The sequence below is a fragment of the Pelagibacterium sediminicola genome (genome assembly GCF_003390885.1).
GTDB classification, from domain to species: Bacteria; Pseudomonadota; Alphaproteobacteria; order Rhizobiales; family Devosiaceae; genus Pelagibacterium; species Pelagibacterium sediminicola.
In genome coordinates, this window is sequence record NZ_QMEL01000002.1 from 580,307 (window position 1) to 594,027 (window position 13,721).

Below are 13,721 nucleotides of genomic sequence, written 5' to 3' on the forward strand. Positions count from 1 at the left end.
CAAAAGTGTTCGCCAATGCGATCCCCAAGAGCGGAACGCACCTGCTCGAACGTATCCTCTGCTTGCACCCGCAAATATCCCGGGTTTTCAGGAAAAAGCTGTTCTCCGCCAACATCACGGCCCATGGCGGCTGGGAGAAAAGCATTGCGCATCTCGCGCGGGGCCGGATGCTGCTCGTTCATGCCGATTATGACCCTGCGACCCACGACGCCATCCGCATCCACGACGTCAGGCATATCCTGATGGTCCGCGACCCACGAGCAATCGTTCTGTCGCAGGCCCGCTATATCCTTGGCAATGAGCGCCATGAATTCCACCGCCACGTCCGGGGGCGCAATCTTGATTACGCGCTCGACTTTTGCCTTTACGAGCCGGTCTGCTGGGGCGGAGAGACCTTTATCGACACCTGCTGCCGCTATTCGGGCTGGAGCGAGCATGACGATGTGCTGATCGTTCGTTACGAGGACCTTGCAAGCCTCGACCTGCAAAAAAGAACAGAGGAAATCACGCGGCTCTATGGCTTCCTCTTCCCCCGAACCGACGACCGCCTCGTCCGGAACGTCGCCCGGAATGCCGTATCGGCGGCGAGCCAGACCTTTCACAGCGGCATCATCGATGCCTGGCGCGACGGTATGACCCCCGCCGTGGCCGAGAAGATTTACGACTATTGCGCCGATCATTTTGCGTGTTTCGGCTACCACAAGGCGGGGCCGAGATGACGATCCCCACCGACACAGCCGATGAGGGCGCACCACCCAGCACGATCGTTTTCGCTCCGCTTCTCTTCTGCGCGCTCCTTGCGCTCTATGTCACCCTGCCGGTCGGCCATCCGGGGCGCTGGGCCATCTATACGACGCCAGTCCTCATCGTGTTCGAGCTGCTGGCCCGCAAAGCCCTCACATTCAATCCGAAGACGATTGCGCTGTTGTGCCTCTATGGTGTTTATGGCGCGGCATTATCGCTGGGCACGGATGACGTTTCCTTCGCCATCAGGGACATGATCTTCATCTCGCTTCCCATTTTCCTCGCATCCGTCCGGTTCCGGGTGCATTGGGGCTTTCCCTATACGTTCCTTTTATCGGTCTTTGCCGGCATCGCGATCCTCATATCCCGATCCGACGCTCCGCTTTTCGCCGTTTCGCTCGATACCAGCCGCAGCGCGGCGGAAGCGAGCGTCGGGCTGGCTATTCCGCTCGGCGGTCTGCTCTTGCTTTATCGCGGCAAATGGGGTGCGGCGCTCCTCGCCGTTCTTGCCATGACGCTGATGTACAAGCGCATCGCCCTGGGCGGCTTCCTTTTTGCCTCGGCGCTTTCCGCCTGTTTTGGCCTCTTGAGGGCCGGACGCTTCCCCGTCGTCGCCGGCGCGGTACTGATCATCCTGTTGTTTGCCATCGGCCTCAACGCCCATTGGGTATTTCATCAGGTTTCTGGCATCCTTGCCGACATGGGGATATTTGTCTCCCCGAACCAGTTGTCGGCAGGCCGCTATGCGATGGAACTCAATTTCCGCGCCGCCGTCCTCGACCAATACAATACATGGCAGATCGTTTTCGGCGGCGGGCCGGGGTCCAGCACGCAGTTTTTCGATTTTTACGCCCAGTACATCGATGCCGCGTTTCCGCTGATGCACAATGATTATCTGCGCATCGTCTCCGAATACGGCATCTTTGGCGCGGCAACCGCCCTGTTCCTGATGCATCGCGCCATCTCATCGAGCCCCCTCGCCGGGCTCCTGATCCTTTATACAGCCATCTGCTTTTTGACCGACAACGTCCTCACCTATTCCTTTTATTGGTTTGTCCTCATCTTCTGCCTGCGCACGCAAGAAAAACCGGAGGCGGGATGAATATCCTCATCCTTCACAACTCCTACCAGCAAACGGGCGGCGAGGACGCGGTGGTCGCCGCCGAAAGCGCGTTGCTGCGCGGCGCCGGGCACAGGGTACGAGTGGAAACGGTTTCCAACCACGCCATTTCCGGATTGGCCGCCCGGGCAACAACCTTTCTCAATGCCCCATATGATCCCAAGCGCAAAGAATGGCTTGCTGACCTGGTCGCCAGGGAACGTCCCGACCTCGTCCATATCCATAATTTCTTTCCCCTCCTCACCCCGGCAATCCACGAGGCAGCGGCGGAGATGGGGCTACCGGTCGTCCAGACGCTGCACAATTACCGGCTGGTCTGCGCCAATGCCCGGTTGTTCCGCAAAGGTTCGATCTGTGAAAAATGCCTTGCGGGCAGTCGTTTCTGGGGTGTCGCTCACCGGTGCTATCGGGGGTCCTTCCCCGGCTCGCTGGCGGTGGTGCGCATGCAGGAACGCGCCTTTCGCGTCGGCATGTGGCACAGCCATGTGCATCGGTACATCGCCCTCACCGCCTTTGCGCGCAAAAAGTTCATCGCAAGCGGCCTCCCGGCGGACCGCATCGCGGTCAAACCCAATTTCGTCGCACGCACCTCAGCCCCGGCCGATGCGCGCCACGGGGCGCTGTTCGTCGGGCGGCTTTCTCCCGAAAAAGGCGTCGAAACACTCATCAAGGCATGGAGGCGATTGCCCATGTTCCCGCTGACCATCGCGGGCAGCGGCCCCGAGCTTGAAAGCATGCGCGCGCTTGCCCCGGCCAACGTCATGTTTACCGGCGCGCAAGAGCCGGAGGAGATTGCCCTGCATATGGCAAAGGCGCAGGCACTCATCGTGCCTTCCCTCTGGTATGAGGGCTTTCCGATGGTGGTGGCTGAAGCGTTCGCCGCCGGGCTGCCCATCATCGCCTCCAACATCGGCTCGCTGGCCGAGATTGTCGTTCCGGGCCGGAACGGCAGTCATTTTGTCCCCGGCGATGCGCAGAACCTTGCGGTAATGGTAAAGGCGCTATTGGCCGATCCCGCCGCCCTGCAACGCCTCGCCGCCGGCGCCCGCGCCAGCTACGAGACCCATTACAGACCCGAAACCAATCTGGCTCAGCTCGAGCGCATTTATGCCGAAGCTATAATAACGGCCCGGATGGGTTGAAAGACAAGTCTTAAAACACACCCCGTCGGGCAATGACGGAGAAGATAGATGCGTAAGGCATTTCCTTGTCTTTGCCCCTCGTCACCCCTCCCCGAGTTTCAGGCCCAGATAGCGGTCGAGGGCATCGTGATCCTGCAAAAGTTCTGCCGAAGGGGCGCTGTGGGCGATGCGGCCGCGTTCGATGATGATGGCATTGGTGGTGAGCGCCAGCGCCACCGGGGCGTGCTGTTCGACGAGGATCATGGCAATGCCCTCGTCCTCGGTCATTTTCCGCACCGCCAGCGTCAGTTCCTCGATGATGATGGGCGCAAGCCCCTCGAACGGCTCGTCGAGCAGAAGGAGTTTGGGATTGGTCATCAGCGTGCGGGCTATGGCCAGCATCTGCTGCTCACCGCCCGAAAGCTGGTTGCCCATATTGGTGCGGCGTTCCTTGAGGCGCGGGAAGACCCCGTAGATCGCCTCGACATCCCAGCGGCCAGGCCGGGCGGCAACGGTGAGGTTCTCCTCGACCGACAGCGAGGGGAAGATGTCGCGTTCCTGGGGCACCCAGCCGAGTCCCGAATGCGAACGCTTATGGGGGGCAAGTTTCGAGATATCCTCGCCCGCAAGGCGGATGGCGCCGCGCGAAACCGTTACGAACCCCATGGCGGTCAACAGCAGCGTCGTCTTGCCCACGCCGTTGCGGCCCAGAAGCGCCAGCGTACCGTTGGCGGGCAATTGCAGGGAAACCCCGTCGAGCACCACGGCCTCGCCATAGCCTGAGCGCACATCGATGAACTCAAGAAGCGGCTCAGCCATGACCCTGCCCCAGATAGACTTTGCGCACGCGCGGGTCGGTGCGCACGATTTCGGGATCGGCCTCGAGCAGCACCGCGCCGGATACGAGCACGGTGATGCGCGAGGCGAATTTGAAGACGATGTCCATATCGTGCTCGATGAACAGCACCGAGATATCGCGCGGCAGCGCCGAGATGACCGAGAACAGCGCCGCGCTTTCGTCCTTGGGCACGCCCGCAGCTGGCTCGTCGAGCAAAAGAACGCGGGGCCTTGTTGCCAGCGCCAGCGCGATTTCGAGCAGGCGCTGCTGGCCATAGGCCAGATGGCGCGTGGTGCGGGTCGCGGCATCGGCAAGGCCGAGCTGGTCGAGAATGCCGTGGGCCTCATCGATCGCCTCGGCGTGCCCGGTGAGCCTGCGCCAGAACTGGCCCGCCCTGCCCTCGCGCTCAAGGATGGCGAGTGTCACCGCTTCGATGGGGGCCAGGTCGGGGAACAGGGTATTGATCTGGAAGGTGCGGGCCAGCCCGCGCCGGACGCGCGCCTGCGGCGAAAGCGCGGTGATATCCTCGCCGTTGAGCGCGATCGAACCGGCATCGGGGCGCAATTGCCCCGTGATGAGGTTGATGAGGGTCGTCTTGCCCGCCCCGTTGGGACCGATCAGCGCGTGACGCGCGCCCTGTGGCAGCGAGATCGAGACATCACGGGTCACTTCGAGCTTGCCAAAGCTCCGGGTGAGACCCGCGGTCGAAAGGGACAGGGTCGCCTCGCTCATTTCCCCCGCCTTTCGACAAGACCGGCAAGAAAACCCAGAATACCCTTGGGCATGAAGAGCACGACGAGCATCAGCAGCACGCCGATGCCGAAATACCAGTATTGCGGATTGATCCCGGCCAGTTGGTCGCGTGCCACGAAGTAAATGAAGGCACCAAGGATCGCGCCGTAAAGCCGTCCGGTGCCACCCAAGATGAGCATGACGACAACGTCGGCAGAGCGCTGGAAGGACAAGGCATCCATGCCCACGACATTGGTGGTCTGTGCTGTCAGTGCGCCCGCCAGCCCGGCCATCGCGGCGGAAATCGTATAGATCTTGCGCAGGTGCCATTTGTGGTCCGAGCCGATGGCAGGCATGCGCTTGATGTTCTCGCGCACCCCGCGCAGGGCCAGCCCGAAGGAGGAATTGACGAGGCGCCGGCTGAGCAAAAAGCAGATAAAGAGCACGACCAGCGAATAGGAATAGGCCGTATAGCCCCAAAGATCGAAGCGGAAGGTATCGAAAATCGGCCAGCGGTTCATGCCGCGCAGGCCATCGGTTCCCCCGGTCAGCCAACTCATGGCGTTGGCCAGTTCAAGGGTCAGATACCCCAGCCCGAGCGTCACCATGATGAGCGCCAGATGCTGGACGCGCGTAATGAGGAAGCTGGAGACAAAGCCGACGAGCCCTGCAAAGGTCCCGGCCATCAACAGCCCGGTGATCGGCTCGCCCCAGCCATGAACCGATATGATCCCGGCAAAATAGGCGCCCAGCCCGAAGAACATGGCGTGCCCGAGGGTAACGATCCCCGCATAGCCCAGGATCAGGTCGACCGAGAGGGCAAAGAGCGCGGCAATGGCGATCTGGTTGGCCAGCGGAAGATAGGTCGGGAACAGGAAAAACGGCGTAATCGCGGCGGCCCAGGCAATCAGTTCATAGACCGACCAGCGGCTCTGGCGTTTCATCCAGTCCCTGGGCGAAAGTGATTTGGGGGCGGGTTCGGGTACGCGCATCGGCCGGCCCCTCCTAACGCTTGCCGAAAAGGCCCGCGGGCCTCACCAGAAGGATCGCCACGAGGAACAGGTAGATGAAGAATCCCCCGAACTCGGGCAGGAAATATTTCCCCGCCACGTCCCCGATCCCCAACAGGGCCGCGCCCACGAAAGAGCCGGTGATCGAGCCAAGGCCGCCCACCGAAACCACGATGAGCACATAAACGAGAAAATGCAGGGCAAATGAGGGCGACAGCCCCACGATATCGATGGCGAGCGCGCCGCCCAGTCCCGCAAGACCGCTACCGAGCGCGAAGGTGATGGCAAAGACCCGCTCGACATTCAAACCCAACCCCTGCGCGACGCGCTGGTTGTCGACCGAGGCGCGAATCTGCGCGCCCAGCCGGGTGCGCTCGAGCCCGAAGACGAGAACAGCGGTAACGATCAGCGCCACGACGATCAGGAAGACGCGGTAGGAGGTGAAGTTCAGCCCCGCGAATTCGACCGACCCCCTGAGCCACGAGGGCAGGATGATGACCTGCTGGACGGTACCGAACAAAAGGGTGGCAAGCGCGATGGAAACAAAGACCAGCCCGATGGTGAACAGCACCTGATTGAGTTCTCCTGCCTTATAGAGCCGGCGAAAGAGCGTGCGCTCGAGAACCACCGAGGCGAGTGCGGCGGCGATGAAGGCGAGGGGAAGCGCTGCAAGGAACGGCAGGCCGAGCTGGCGCATCACCAGCACCGTGACATAGCCCCCCAGCATGCCGAAGGCGCCATGGGCGAGGTTGATGAACCCCATCAGCCCCAGCGTCACCGACAGTCCCACCGAAAGCAGGAACAGCAGCATGCCGAAGGCGAACCCGTCGAACAGCACAATGGCGATCTGGCCGATCATGGGCGTGGACCTGTCCTGAGCGTGATGATGGTCATGGCCGATACCGAGGGAGCCCGGCTTCGGCGGGCGAGGGAAAGAAGGGCCGGCCCCGATGCGGGCCTTGCAAGGAGCCTTCCGCCCCGGTCGGGGCGGAAGGCGATAGCTTGCCGCGGCCTAGTGGAGCGGGTCCTTGACCTCGGGGATCTCGTGGATGATCACGTTCTCAAGCTCACCATCCACTTCCTGAACCTCGCGGATATAGACCGTCTGGATGACGTCGCGGGTCTCGGGATCGATCGACATGGGGCCGCGCGGGCTTTCCCAGGCCATGCCCTTGGCCGCTTCCACCAGCGCGTCGCCGGAGGTGTCGCCATTGGTCGCCTTGAGCGTCTCGAAGATCAGGTGCATGCCGTCATACCCGCCAATCGAGAACAGGTCCGGCTCGCGGCCATTGTTGGCGGCGGTATAGCCGGCGACGTATTCATTGTTGAGCGGATCGTCGCGTTCAAGGGTGTAGTGGAACGTGGTGATGATGCCACGGGCGTCCTCGCCCATCGATTCCAGCGCCTCGGGGTGGGTCAACTCGCCCTGCGCGAAAATCGCGGTATCGGGCGGCGCAAGGCCACGATCGACCAGCGCACGGCCGATGGCCGCAGGCTGCGCGCCGCCGGGCACGAAGATATAGACCGCCTCGGGATTGGCATCGCGCACGCGCTGCACATAGGCCGAAAAGTCGGGGTTGTCGACCGGGGTGCGGTCCGACCCCAGGATCGTGCCGCCCACTTCGGTAAAGCCCCGGGAGAATGAGGATTCGGCATCATGGCCCGGTCCATAATCGGAAACCAGCGTATAGGCCTCTTTGATCCCGGCCTCTTCATGGGCCCATTGGCCCAGCGCGTAGTTAAGCTGGGGAATGGTGACCGAGGTGCGCACGATATAGTCGGACTGCTCGGTGACGACCGAAGTGGCCGCGTTCATGACGACCATCAGCTTTTGCGCTTCCTGGGCGACGGGAGCCGCGCCGAGCGCTTCAGGGGTGAGGGCAAACCCGGCGAGGATGTCGACGCCGTCGCGCACGACCAGTTCCTGAGCCAGACGTTGCGCCACGTCGGCAGCCGGACCACCCGTATCACGCTTGATGATCTCGATCGTCTTGCCCGCCACCTCATTGCCGTGGGTGGCGAGGTAAAGGTCGATACCGGCCTGCAACTGGTTGGCCGCGTCCGCGAACGGGCCCGAATAGGGCAGGATGACACCGACCTTGACGGTATCCTGCGCGATTGCCGCCGAGCCCCAGGCCATTCCCAGGCCCAGCACGATGGCTGCCGTTGTTCTTCCCAACATGAAGTCCTCCCTTGGTTCCTTCCTGACGACAACCCCGAATGCGGCCGCTGAACGGGCGCGGAGCGTCGTTGCCTAAATTGTATACATAATATCGTGCTCTCGCCAAGAGGCGAAAACCTACCCGCCATCGCCGGAGCGACAGAAGCATTATCGCCTCCGGGCGAAACCGGTCATATCCTCCATCACAGCAATGTACACAAAGCCTACTGCTGCACACCCTATCAGACGAGCCGGCGGCGGCCAATGGGCTTTGCCTGCTCAGCCCTCGGCGCTCTGCGCGCCTTCATTGTCTTCATAAAACCCGTTCTCGACCAGTTCGGTAAGCGCCTCGACCGCCTCACGGGCCTCGGCACCGGTCGCCTGCACCAGAATGGTGGTGCCTGGCCCCGCCGCCAGCATCATCAGCCCCATGATCGAGGTGCCGCCCACCGTCACCCCGTCGCGAGTAACGGTGACGTTGGCATCGAAATGATCGGCGGTCCTTACGAACCGCGCGGAGGCGCGGGCGTGCAACCCGCGCTTGTTGCAGATGGTGAGGCGCTGGCAGACGGCGCGGTCGGTATCGTTGGTCGCGTTCATTTGCCGAGGAAATCGTTTGCCACGTTGATGTATTTGCGCCCCGCCTCGGCCGCAAAGCGGGCCGCCTCGCGGATGTCCATGTCCGAGCGCACGCGGGCGAGCTTGACCAGCATGGGCAGGTTGAGCCCGCACAGCACCTCGACATTGCGGTCCTGCATCACCGAGATGGCAAGGTTGGACGGCGTGCCACCGAACATGTCGGTGAGGACGATGACGCCCTCGCCCTCCTCGACCGTCTCGATAGCGGTGATGATATCGTTGCGCCGCGCTTCCATGTCGTCGTCCGGACCGATGGAGACGGCGGCGACCGCCTCTTGTGGACCGACGACATGCTCGAGCGCGGATTTGAACTCTTCAGCCAGTTTGCCGTGGGTCACAAGGACCAAACCAATCATTGCGATACTTTAAATCCCTGTTCTAAACCGGGCCGCCGCGAGAGGATCGGAGTGTCGATTGCTCCGCTGCCGGTTTCAAGTCTTTTGTCGAAAAATCAACCGATACGCGCACCGAGGGCCCTGAGGGCGGCGTGAACGAGAAATCTCTGGTGCAGCCCGTCTATACGGCCGCGCGTCGGCACGGGGCACCGGGGAACCCAGATGCCATGAATCTTGGTGGTCATCTCCGATTCTTCAAGGAGGCGCTGCTCGTCCTCGACCAGTTCGACCACCAGATGCACATGCGCGGACTTCACATATGGCAGGGTGATGATGCCCCGCCCGCGCAATTCGATCATCCCCTCGATGGTCGGGGGCGGCTCCATCACCAACCCGTCCTCGTCGGTCGAGAGCAGAACGCGGTCATCGGAAATCAGAAACGCGGTTTCGCGGCGCAAACGGGCCTGCTCGATCAGGTCGAGCGCCAGCAGCGACTTGCCCGCCCCCGAGACTCCGGTGAGCAGAATGCCGTGATCGCCGATCAGGATGCCCGTGCCGTGTGTATTGTGTTTCTTGACCGTCACGTCCTGGCTCGCGGTAAGGTTAGCGTGAACAAGGCGCCGGCCCTGCCGTCATCCCTGTTCCCCGCTTCTAGCGCGCCTTTATGGGCCTGTGCAATCTGCCGTGAGATGGAAAGCCCCAAACCCGAATGATCTCCAAAGGATTCGGCCTCGGGGCGGTCGGTGTAAAAGCGCTGGAACACCTTTTCGGGGTCGGAAACCCCCGGCCCCTCATCGGTGACGCGCGCCACCACATAATCGCCCTCGACGCCCACCGAGACCCCCACCGTCCCGCCCGAAGGCGAAAAGGAGATGGCGTTGTCGATGAGGTTTGTGAACACCTGGGCGAGCCGGGTGTCGTGCCCGAGCACCAGCGGCTCGGCCTTGCCTTTCTTTTGCGAAAAGACCACCGAGACCCCGTGGGTGGCGGCAAGATCGCTCTGGATGGCGCAGATGGCCTGGGCGAGCCCGGCCAGATCGACCTTTTCGGTATTCTCGCGTGCCAGTTCGGCATCGATCCGGCTGGCGTTGGAGATATCGGAGATCAGCCGGTCGAGCCGCCGTACGTCGTGCTGGATGATCTCGGTGAGCCGGGCGCGATCCGCATCGGTTCGGGCCAGCGGTAGAGTCTCGACCGCGCTTCGGAGGGAAGTCAGCGGGTTCTTGAGTTCGTGCGCCACATCGGCCGCGAACCGTTCGATGGCGTCGATCCGGTTGTAGAGCGCGTTGGTCATGGCCCTGAGCGAGCCCGAAAGGTGCCCGATCTCGTCGGACCGGTCGGTGAAGTCGGGGATCTCCTCGCGCGCGGTGATCGAGGTCTGGACGCGCTCGGCGGCCTCGGCCAACCGCCGCATCGGCCCGGCAATCGTCCCCGCCATCAGCGCCGAGAGCGATCCGGTAACGAGCGCGGAGACCAGCGCGATCCGCAGGATCGACCAGCGCTCCTGGGTGACGATCTCATCGATCTCACCCGGCGATGTCGAGAGCAGCAGCGCCCCCACGATCGAGCGCTGGCGTTGGATCGGGACGGCGACGGCGACAACGAGTTGGCCGCGCGAATCGACCCGCACGATATCGGCGGGCGATCCGTTGAGCGCCGAGGCGACTTCGGGGTAACGCAGCCCCTCATTGGCGGGATAGTCCTGATAGAGAGGATAGGTTCCCCCAGGCAGGAACCGGGCCACCCAGTTCCAGATATCGAAGAGGAAAAAGCCGGTGCCCTCGGGCTCGGCGGGCGCTGCTGGCGCGCTGAGAATCTCTCCGCTCGCAAAGATATTGTTGGAATCGATGATCATCATCCCGTCCCGCCCATAGATTCGGGCCCGTGTCCGGGTCGGCGCCACCACGTTGCGCAGGAGCGGGGCAACCCGCTCGGGATTGATGGGGAATTCGAGCGTGGGATCGAAAAACGAAAACGGCGAGGAATATTCACCCATATAAAGTTCGAGCAGGCGGTCGGGGTTGACCTCGATAACGTTGGAATCGGCGGTGGCCGACGCCGCGATCGCTGCCGAGATGATCTCGCCCTGGACCCTTAGCGCCTGCACGCGCACATCGATCAATCCGGCGCGGAAGGAGTTGAGGTACATGATTCCCGCGACCAGTGCGGCCAGCGCCACGAGGTTCAAGATGACAATGCGGCGGGTAAGCGAAGAAAAGAAGGTGAAGTTGATGAGCCGCCCCAGCCCGCGAAAGAACGCAAAGACTGGACGGGCCAGCGGCATGCGCGCCGCGCGGCGCTCCTCGTCCGCGCGCGCCTTCTGCTCGGCACGCGAGGCCGGAGCACCGGTCTGACTTGTCTCTCTGATGTCCAAGCCGGACTATTGCTCCTTGAAGCGGTATCCGACCCCGTAAAGGGTCTCGATCATGTCAAAGGCCGTGTCCACGCTCTTGAACTTCTTGCGCAGCCGCTTGATGTGGCTGTCGATGGTGCGGTCGTCGACATAGACCTGATCGTCATAGGCCGCATCCATCAGCGCGTTGCGGCTCTTGACGACGCCGGGGCGCTGGGCAAGGGCCAGAAGGATCAGGAATTCGGTGACCGTCAGCGTCACCCGCTGGCCCTTCCAGGTGCAGGTGTGGCGCTCCTGGTCCATCACCAGCGCGCCGCGTTCGATCGAGGTCCGGGCCGCGCCCTCCTCGCCATTGGCGGCGGGGGTGGTGCCTTCCTTGGGGGCGGCGGCGCGGCGCAGTACGGCCTTGACGCGCTCGACCAGAAGCCGCTGGGAAAAGGGCTTGGTGATGAAATCGTCCGCGCCCATCTTGAGCCCGAACAGCTCGTCGATCTCTTCGTCCTTAGAGGTCAGGAAGATCACCGGCACGTCCGATTTCTGGCGCAGGCGGCGCAACAACTCCATCCCGTCCATGCGCGGCATCTTGATGTCGAGAATGGCAAGGTCGGGCCGGTCGCTGGTCAGCCCCTCGAGGCCCGAAGCACCGTCCGTATAGGTGGCCACGTGATAGCCTTCGGCTTCGAGCGTCATCGAAACCGAGGTGAGAATGTTGCGATCGTCGTCAACGAGAGCGATCTTTGGCATGGACTTCCCTTCATGTTTGCCGCGCACCGGCCCGGTTTCTCAGGTGTTGCGGGCGCCAGTACTGCCGTCACGATTGGTCCATTGCGTAATGGAACGCATATTACGCGGAAAATATGGCAAGGCCAATTGGTTCCATTTGCTACCCCAGATGGGGATAGTCGGCCCGGAAACCAATCCTTTTGCGCCGGGCCGCAACTGCCATCGGCTAGACGAACGTCTTACGACCCATTGCCAGATGGCGGGCGAACGCCGCGCGCGGCTAGTCTTGCCTCACAATGGCGGGCCATGACGGACTGCCGGACAACATTGCCCAGAGTATTTGCGATGACCACCGTAAGCAGCCAGAGCCTTGCGACCGAAACGGCCCGCAAAGCCGCAAAGGTTCACCTCAACGATGCCGCGCCCGCCCTCGTGGAGATGGCGATCGCGCGCGGGGAGGGCTCCTTGAGCGTCGATGGCGCCTTTGTCACCGATACCGGCCAGTTCACGGGCCGCTCGCCAAAGGACAAGTTCATCGTGCGCGACGCGCTGACTGAAAAGCTCGTCTGGTGGGACAACACGAAAGCCATGGCGCCCGAGCAGTTCGACGTGCTGCTGGCCGATTTTGCCAGGGGCATGGAAAATAGCGAGATTTTCGTCCAGCAGCTTTACGCCGGCGCTGATCTCAAGCACCAGCTCAACGTCGCGGTACTGACACCTTCGGCCTGGCACGCGCTGTTCATCCGCAACCTTTTGATCCGCCCGGCAAAGGCGGCGCTCGACGGGTTTGCGCCAGACGTCACCATCCTTCACAACCCTGCCTTCAAGGCCGACCCGGCACGGCACGGCACCCATTCCGAAACGGTCATCGCGCTCGATTTCTCGCGCAACATCGTCCTGATCGGGGGCACCGCCTATGCGGGCGAGATCAAGAAATCGGTGTTTTCGCTCTTTAATTTCCATGCTCCCAACAAGGGTGTCCTACCCATGCATTGCTCGGCCAACACCGGCAAGGCAGGCGATACCGCGCTGTTCTTCGGGCTCTCGGGCACCGGCAAGACGACGCTTTCGACTGACCCTGAACGCGTTCTGATCGGGGACGACGAGCATGGCTGGTCCGAGGACGGGGTCTTCAACCTCGAAGGTGGGTGCTACGCCAAGACCATCAACCTGTCGCCAAAGGCCGAGCCGGAAATTTTCGCGGCGACCAAAGCCTTCGGCACGGTACTCGAAAACGTCACCATGGACCCCGACACCCGCGAGCTCGATTTCGGCGACGGCTCCCGCACCGAAAATACCCGCGCTGCCTATCCGCTCTATGTGCTCGACAACGTCTCGCGCACCGGGACGGGGCCGACGCCGGCCAATGTAGTGCTTCTGACCGCCGATGCCTTCGGCGTCCTGCCCCCTATCGCCCGGCTCTCGCCCGAACAGGCCATCTATCATTTCCTTTCCGGCTACACCGCAAAAGTCGCCGGGACCGAGCGCGGGGTGACCGAGCCTGAAGCCACCTTTTCGGCCTGCTTTGGCGCGCCGTTCATGAGCCTGCACCCCACCGTTTACGGCCGCATGCTTAAAAAGCGCATCAAGGAGAGCCTTGCCGAATGCTGGCTTCTCAACACCGGCTGGACCGGGGGGGCCTATGGGGTCGGCCAGCGCATCTCGATCAAGGATACCCGCGCCCTGCTCAACGCCGCGCTTTCGGGCGCGCTGGTCAACGTGCCTTCGCGGGTCGATCCCGTCTTCGGGTTCTCGGTGCCGCTCGAAGTGCCCGGCGTTGACGCAAAACTCCTCAACCCGCGCGAAAGCTGGGCCGACAAGGCCGCCTATGACCGCCAGTCGGCAAAGCTCGTGGGGCTGTTCGAGGCCAACTTTGAAAAGTTCGCCGCAGCCGACGTGCAGATCGCCGAAGCCGGGCCAAGGCTGGCCGTGGCAGCGGAATAGA

14 protein-coding genes are annotated in these 13,721 nt (G+C 62.6%); 4 read left to right on the plus strand and 10 right to left on the minus strand.

All coding sequences use genetic code 11. The features are described from left to right. Positions 1-5: 5 nt before the first annotated feature. From DQG18_RS05985 to DQG18_RS05995, 3 genes are read left to right on the plus strand one after another with little or no spacing between them, the layout of a single operon-like run. Positions 6-719 carry a sulfotransferase domain-containing protein gene (locus DQG18_RS05985; RefSeq protein WP_157970023.1) on the plus strand — a complete coding sequence of 238 codons (714 nt, stop codon included), beginning with the start codon at positions 6-8 and terminating at the stop codon, positions 717-719. Next, complete coding sequence (locus DQG18_RS05990) at positions 716-1,846, plus strand: hypothetical protein (protein WP_116653307.1); 1,131 nt, start codon at positions 716-718, stop codon at positions 1,844-1,846. Before DQG18_RS05985 ends, DQG18_RS05990 begins: the two co-directional genes overlap by 4 nt. Continuing rightward, positions 1,843-3,006, plus strand: coding sequence for a glycosyltransferase (locus tag DQG18_RS05995; protein WP_116653308.1), 1,164 nt, complete (start codon positions 1,843-1,845; stop codon positions 3,004-3,006). The genes DQG18_RS05990 and DQG18_RS05995 overlap by 4 nt, the downstream gene beginning before the upstream one ends. 81 nt (positions 3,007-3,087) lie before the next feature. Here DQG18_RS05995 and DQG18_RS06000 read toward each other — a convergent pair whose 3' ends face one another. The 10 genes from DQG18_RS06000 to DQG18_RS06045 all read right to left on the minus strand — a co-directional run bounded on the left by DQG18_RS06000 (position 3,088) and on the right by DQG18_RS06045 (position 11,797). Then, complete coding sequence (locus tag DQG18_RS06000) at positions 3,088-3,804, minus strand: ABC transporter ATP-binding protein (RefSeq protein WP_116653309.1); 717 nt, start codon at positions 3,802-3,804, stop codon at positions 3,088-3,090. Then, the gene (locus DQG18_RS06005; RefSeq protein ID WP_116653310.1) at positions 3,797-4,555 is read right to left on the minus strand and encodes an ABC transporter ATP-binding protein; all 759 of its coding nucleotides are present in this window, start codon (positions 4,553-4,555) and stop codon (positions 3,797-3,799) included. The genes DQG18_RS06000 and DQG18_RS06005 overlap by 8 nt, the downstream gene beginning before the upstream one ends. Further along, complete coding sequence (locus tag DQG18_RS06010) at positions 4,552-5,547, minus strand: branched-chain amino acid ABC transporter permease (protein ID WP_198669671.1); 996 nt, start codon at positions 5,545-5,547, stop codon at positions 4,552-4,554. Before DQG18_RS06010 ends, DQG18_RS06005 begins: the two co-directional genes overlap by 4 nt. A 13-nt stretch (positions 5,548-5,560) precedes the next feature. Next, positions 5,561-6,424, minus strand: a complete 864-nt coding sequence (locus DQG18_RS06015) for a branched-chain amino acid ABC transporter permease (RefSeq protein WP_116653312.1) — start codon at positions 6,422-6,424, stop codon at positions 5,561-5,563. 153 nt (positions 6,425-6,577) lie between these two features. After that, positions 6,578-7,747 carry an ABC transporter substrate-binding protein gene (locus DQG18_RS06020; protein WP_245958378.1) on the minus strand — a complete coding sequence of 390 codons (1,170 nt, stop codon included), beginning with the start codon at positions 7,745-7,747 and terminating at the stop codon, positions 6,578-6,580. 258 nt (positions 7,748-8,005) lie between these two features. Then, positions 8,006-8,326 carry an HPr family phosphocarrier protein gene (locus DQG18_RS06025; RefSeq protein WP_116653313.1) on the minus strand — a complete coding sequence of 107 codons (321 nt, stop codon included), beginning with the start codon at positions 8,324-8,326 and terminating at the stop codon, positions 8,006-8,008. Then, positions 8,323-8,721 (minus strand): PTS sugar transporter subunit IIA, encoded by a 399-nt coding sequence (locus DQG18_RS06030; RefSeq protein ID WP_116653314.1) that lies wholly within the window; start codon positions 8,719-8,721, stop codon positions 8,323-8,325. Before DQG18_RS06030 ends, DQG18_RS06025 begins: the two co-directional genes overlap by 4 nt. Before the next feature lie 95 nt (positions 8,722-8,816). Next, positions 8,817-9,284: an HPr kinase/phosphorylase gene (locus tag DQG18_RS06035; protein WP_116653315.1), complete on the minus strand. Its 468-nt coding sequence runs from the start codon at positions 9,282-9,284 to the stop codon at positions 8,817-8,819. Next, on the minus strand, positions 9,281-10,984 hold the full coding sequence (locus DQG18_RS06040) for a stimulus-sensing domain-containing protein (protein ID WP_116653398.1): 1,704 nt from the start codon (positions 10,982-10,984) through the stop codon (positions 9,281-9,283). The genes DQG18_RS06035 and DQG18_RS06040 overlap by 4 nt, the downstream gene beginning before the upstream one ends. 96 nt (positions 10,985-11,080) lie before the next feature. Next, positions 11,081-11,797, minus strand: a complete 717-nt coding sequence (locus tag DQG18_RS06045; protein ID WP_116653316.1) for a response regulator transcription factor — start codon at positions 11,795-11,797, stop codon at positions 11,081-11,083. Positions 11,798-12,121: 324 nt separating this feature from the next. Between DQG18_RS06045 and DQG18_RS06050 the strand changes: the two genes are divergently transcribed. Beyond that, the gene (locus tag DQG18_RS06050) at positions 12,122-13,720 is read left to right on the plus strand and encodes a phosphoenolpyruvate carboxykinase (RefSeq protein WP_116653317.1); all 1,599 of its coding nucleotides are present in this window, start codon (positions 12,122-12,124) and stop codon (positions 13,718-13,720) included. The last annotated feature ends 1 nt before the right edge of the window (position 13,721 follow it).

Excerpts from the sequence above, each read along its gene's own strand:
- DQG18_RS05990 (WP_116653307.1), top strand. The coding sequence starts at position 716 with ATGACGATCCCCACCGACACAGCCGATGAGGGCGCACCACCCAGCACG.
- DQG18_RS05995 (WP_116653308.1), top strand. The coding sequence starts at position 1,843 with ATGAATATCCTCATCCTTCACAACTCCTACCAGCAAACGGGCGGCGAG.
- DQG18_RS06000 (WP_116653309.1), bottom strand. The coding sequence starts at position 3,804 with ATGGCTGAGCCGCTTCTTGAGTTCATCGATGTGCGCTCAGGCTATGGC.
- DQG18_RS06005 (WP_116653310.1), bottom strand. The coding sequence starts at position 4,555 with ATGAGCGAGGCGACCCTGTCCCTTTCGACCGCGGGTCTCACCCGGAGC.
- DQG18_RS06010 (WP_198669671.1), bottom strand. The coding sequence starts at position 5,547 with ATGCGCGTACCCGAACCCGCCCCCAAATCACTTTCGCCCAGGGACTGG.
- DQG18_RS06015 (WP_116653312.1), bottom strand. The coding sequence starts at position 6,424 with ATGATCGGCCAGATCGCCATTGTGCTGTTCGACGGGTTCGCCTTCGGC.
- DQG18_RS06020 (WP_245958378.1), bottom strand. The coding sequence starts at position 7,747 with ATGTTGGGAAGAACAACGGCAGCCATCGTGCTGGGCCTGGGAATGGCC.
- DQG18_RS06025 (WP_116653313.1), bottom strand. The coding sequence starts at position 8,326 with ATGAACGCGACCAACGATACCGACCGCGCCGTCTGCCAGCGCCTCACC.
- DQG18_RS06030 (WP_116653314.1), bottom strand. The coding sequence starts at position 8,721 with ATGATTGGTTTGGTCCTTGTGACCCACGGCAAACTGGCTGAAGAGTTC.
- DQG18_RS06040 (WP_116653398.1), bottom strand. The coding sequence starts at position 10,984 with ATGCCGCTGGCCCGTCCAGTCTTTGCGTTCTTTCGCGGGCTGGGGCGG.
- DQG18_RS06045 (WP_116653316.1), bottom strand. The coding sequence starts at position 11,797 with ATGCCAAAGATCGCTCTCGTTGACGACGATCGCAACATTCTCACCTCG.
- DQG18_RS06050 (WP_116653317.1), top strand. The coding sequence starts at position 12,122 with ATGACCACCGTAAGCAGCCAGAGCCTTGCGACCGAAACGGCCCGCAAA.